The following is a 4,221-nucleotide window of genomic DNA, read 5'->3' as shown; positions in this document are numbered from 1 at the left end:
CGAGCCGCCGAATGGACCGGACCTCCCCAAACCAGTTGGGCTTCGCCTATGAATAACTTTCCCCGGACACCCCTGCCCACGAGGGGGGAGATTACCAGTTCCATCGCCTCGCCATTCCTGCAACGCTGGTGATTGGCGAAAGCCGGCGTGACTATCTGATCTCCCCCCTTGTGGGGGAGATGTCCGGCAGGACAGAGGGGGGCGCTGTCCCGCCGGCCTCCAAAGTGACCGCAACCCTTCCGAACCCTACATCGCCTTCTGGATCTGGCCGCGGATTTCACCGTCCTTGTTCTTGGCGGTGTGGATGTTGACGTAATACTTGCCGGCCTCGAGGTCGGCCGCCTGCGCGTCGGTCAATGTCTCCGATCCCTTGATCGGGCTCTTCAGCTTCTTGAACGGGATGACCGGGTCCGCATTCGCCCCCATGTCCGCCGGACCGTGGATGTGGCCGGCCACGGCAGGCCCGCTGAGGCCGGAATATTTGACGTTCCAGCTGAGTTTCTTGCTTGTGGTGTCGAAGGTGAGTGTGGCGGTTCCCTTGCCCTTGGTGGTGACGGGCGGGCTCTGCTGACTGCCGTCGAGCGTCGCCTTGTACTTCACCATCTCGGCCATGGCCGGCGATGCAAGAAGGAAGGCGGTCGAAACGGCCAAGGCCGAAAGCATCGGCACGGATAGGATGCGCATGAAGAACCTCCATTGATTGCAGCATCCTTCGCGGCTCCCCGGCGCGCGGATGCGCCAATCAACGGCTGGACGGCCGGATGTATCCCTGTGCGCACAATTATTTTACCTCAACCAGCAAAAAGGGGCGGTCGCCCGCCCCTTTCCACCTTCCGCGCCGCGAGCGGACCTTACTTGATCGCCTTGTCGGTGATCGCGGTCGTGTAGGCGCCGCTCGCCTCCTTGCTGATGATCTTCTGGTCGAGCAGCGCCTTGGCGGTGCGCTCGTAAGCGGCCGGGATTAGCTTGCCGTCGGCATTGTCGACCAGCTTGGCCACTTCCTTCATCATGAACTTCTGGTGGTTCTCGTCCTGGCCGCCGGCGTCCACGACGATTCCGGCCGCCTCGTCGGTGTTCTCCGTGGCGTATTTCCAACCCTTCATCGAGGCGCGCACGAAGCGCACCATCTTGTCCTCGAAGGCCGGATCCTTGAGCTTGTCCTCGAGCGTGTAGAGCCCGTCCTCCAGAAGGTCGTTGCCCATGGCGGAGTAATTGAACACGACCAGGTCTTCCGGCTTATAACCGGCGTCCAGCACCTGGCCGTATTCGTTATAGGTCATCACCGAGATGCAGTCGGCCTGCTTCTGGATCAGCGGCTGCACGTCAAAACTCTGCTTGAGCACGGTGACGCCGTCCGGGCCGCCATCGGTCTTGAGGCCGATCTTGTTCATCCAGGCGTAGAACGGATATTCGTTGCCGAAGAACCAGACGCCCAGCGTATGACCCTTGAAGTCGGCTTCCGTCTTGATCGGTCCGTCCTTGGGGCAAACCAGTTCCATGCCCGCCTTCTTGAACGGCTGGGCGATGTTGACGAGCCCCACGCCCTTGTCGCGGGCCGCGAGCGCTCCGCCCATCCAGTCTACGATGACGTCGGCGCCGCCGCCGGCGATCACCTGCTCGGGCGCGATGTCCGGGCCGCCCGGCTTGATGTCGACGTCGAGGCCTTCGGCGTCATAGAAACCCTTGGCCTTGGCGACATAGTAGCCGGCAAACTGGGCCTGCGTGACCCATTTCAATTGCAGTGTCACCTTGTCGGCGGCCATCGCCTGGAAGGCGGCCAGCGACATGGCGCCGGCCAGAGCAGAAATCAGCAGTCTTTTCATCTTATTACCCTCTGAAGTTAGCACCCAAACCCACCGCCCCTATCCACCTCGGACAGAGGGATGCCAAAACGTGACGGCTCTCTCGATGAGAGCGACCACGCCATAAAAGACCGAACCCGCCAGTGCTGCAACTGCGATTTCGGCCCACACCATGTCGATGTTCATCCGCCCGACTTCCGTCGAGATGCGAAATCCCATGCCGACTACTGGCGTTCCGAAGAACTCCGCGACGATGGCGCCGATCAGCGCCAGCGTCGAGTTGATCTTCAGCGCGTTGAAGATGAACGGCATGGCCGCCGGCAGCCTGAGCTTGAGCAAGGTCGGCCAATAGCCCGATGCATAAGTGCGCATCAGGTCGCGCTCCATATGCCCGGATGCCGCAAGCCCCGCCACCGTATTCACCAGCATTGGGAAGAAGGTCATGATGATGACCACGGCGGCCTTGGACGGCCAGTCGAAGCCGAACCACATGACCATGATGGGTGCGACGCCTATGATCGGCAGCGCCGAAACCATATTGCCGATCGGCAGCAGGCCGCGCCGCAGGAACGGCACGCGGTCAGCGAGGATAGCGACGGCGAAGCCGGCGAGATTGCCGACGACATAGCCGATCAGCACCGCCTTGAAGATCGTCTGGCGCACATCCGACCCCAGGATCGGCAGCGAGTTGGCGATCCGCGCGCCGATGGCGCTGGGCGGCGGCAAAAGAATGAAAGGGATGCCGGCGCCGCGCGTCACCGCTTCCCAGATGATCAGGATCCAGGCGCCGAAGATCGCCGGGATGATCAGGCGCAGCGCGTTCCTTGCGACGCTCCCGCTCGGACGCAGCGACGAGAGCAAGGCAACGCAGCGCCAAGCCAGCAGCCAGGCCGCGGCAAGCAGCAGGAAATATGGCGCAAGCGCCGTGCCTTCGAAACCGGCTATACCCTTGATCAAGAGCCAGGCTGCGGCATGTGCGCCGGCGAAGAGCACGATGGCCTCAACGACCGGCGTCAGCCTTAAGGTCGAGACCAGCGCCGCAATGAGCAACAGCCCGATGATCAGCCCCTTCGCGCCCATATAGGGATAGGCCAGCGTTGCGGCCGGCTCCGCCAGCGCGGCTGCCTCCGGCTTCGTTATTGCGCCAAGCGCAAAAGCGATGAGACAAAGCAGGATTGCCAGCACTGCTTGCCAGGATGGCTTCAACCAGCTCATGCCGGCCTCCCGCCCATCGCGCGATCGACCAGGCGTCCGGCGATACCCACCACCATCACCAGCAGCGCCGCGACCACGGAACCAGCGACCAGCGCCGACCAGATATCGATGGTCTGGCTGTAATAGGCGCCCGCCAGCAGCTTGGCGCCGATGCCGGCGACCGCGCCTGTCGGCAATTCGCCGACGATGGCGCCGACAAGGCTTGCCGCCACCGCCACCTTCATCGAGGTGAACAGGAACGGCACCGAAGCCGGCACTCTGAGCTTCCAGAAAGTCTGCGAGGCGCTGGCGTTGTAGGTGTGCATCAGGTCGAGATGCATGATCTCGGGCGAGCGCAGGCCCTTCACCATGCCGACCACGACCGGAAAGAACGACAGATAGGTCGAGATCAGCGCCTTGGGGATCAGGCCGGTGATGCCGATCGCCGCCAGCACCACGATGATCATCGGCGCGACCGCGAGGATCGGAATGGTCTGCGAAGCAATGATCCACGGCATCAAGCTGCGGTCGAGCGTCGCCAGATGCACGATACCCACCGCAATCAGGATGCCGAGAGCGGTGCCGAAAGCAAAGCCGAGCAGCGTCGAGGACAGCGTCACCCAGGCGTTGTAGACCAGGCTGCGGTTCGAGGTGACGGACCGCAGGAAGGTATTTTCGAAGAAATTCACGGCCACCTGGTGCGGTGCCGGCAGCGTCGGCTTCGGCTGCGCCAGCGTCTTGCCGATGAATTCGACGATACCCGGCGTCTCATTGGCACGGCGGTCGAGATCGCGCTGGAACGGCGCGTTGAGGATGACGGCGAAGACGTACCAGAGCACCACCACGCCGGCGAGAATGCTGGTGACGGGGACGATTTTCGAGCGGAAGGTGTCCATCAGCGCGGCTCTCCTCCTCTCCCCACTGGGGAGAGGGCGGCCGGAGCGAGGCGAAGGCCGGGCACGTTCGACTGGAGTGCTGCGGCGCTGGTATTTTTCGTCATCCTAGGGCGGAGCAAGGAGCGAAGCGACGCGGCGCAGACCCTAGGATCCATTCCGTTACTTCTGAGCTCCGCAACGTTCCAGAATACAGCTCCCTGCGCCGCGCTCTGCTCGTCGGGTATTCTGAGCCGCTTACGCCCTTCGACCAGCGTCACGGAATGGCAACTGTGTTCACGCGAATGCGGTTTTGTCGCGAATGATGGCGTTGAGGACGACCAGGAGCTTCC

At 62.8% G+C, this 4,221-nt stretch carries 4 protein-coding genes; all 4 read right to left on the bottom strand.

Going from position 1 to position 4,221, the window contains the following annotated elements; genetic code table 11:
• Positions 1–246 precede the first annotated feature (246 nt).
• A complete protein-coding gene (locus FJ419_RS30490; protein WP_140700824.1) occupies positions 247–684 on the bottom strand; it encodes a CHRD domain-containing protein in 438 nt (145 codons plus the stop codon).
• A gap of 167 nt (positions 685–851) precedes the next feature.
• Positions 852–1,823, bottom strand: coding sequence for an ABC transporter substrate-binding protein (locus tag FJ419_RS30485; RefSeq protein ID WP_140630820.1), 972 nt, complete (start codon positions 1,821–1,823; stop codon positions 852–854).
• Between the two features lie 39 nt (positions 1,824–1,862).
• Positions 1,863–3,017: an ABC transporter permease gene (locus FJ419_RS30480; protein ID WP_140700823.1), complete on the bottom strand. Its 1,155-nt coding sequence runs from the start codon at positions 3,015–3,017 to the stop codon at positions 1,863–1,865.
• Positions 3,014–3,892: an ABC transporter permease gene (locus FJ419_RS30475; protein WP_140700822.1), complete on the bottom strand. Its 879-nt coding sequence runs from the start codon at positions 3,890–3,892 to the stop codon at positions 3,014–3,016. Before FJ419_RS30475 ends, FJ419_RS30480 begins: the two co-directional genes overlap by 4 nt.
• Positions 3,893–4,221: the final 329 nt, after the last annotated feature.

Origin of the sequence: Mesorhizobium sp. B2-6-2 (assembly GCF_006440615.1) — a bacterium.
GTDB lineage: Bacteria > Pseudomonadota > Alphaproteobacteria > Rhizobiales > Rhizobiaceae > Mesorhizobium.
This window is presented reverse-complemented; position numbering and strand designations above follow the sequence as displayed.

Bases quoted from the DNA above. Each gene is read 5' to 3' on its own strand.
- FJ419_RS30475 (WP_140700822.1), bottom strand. From the start codon at position 3,892: ATGGACACCTTCCGCTCGAAAATCGTCCCCGTCACCAGCATTCTCGCC.
- FJ419_RS30485 (WP_140630820.1), bottom strand. From the start codon at position 1,823: ATGAAAAGACTGCTGATTTCTGCTCTGGCCGGCGCCATGTCGCTGGCC.
- FJ419_RS30480 (WP_140700823.1), bottom strand. From the start codon at position 3,017: ATGAGCTGGTTGAAGCCATCCTGGCAAGCAGTGCTGGCAATCCTGCTT.
- FJ419_RS30490 (WP_140700824.1), bottom strand. From the start codon at position 684: ATGCGCATCCTATCCGTGCCGATGCTTTCGGCCTTGGCCGTTTCGACC.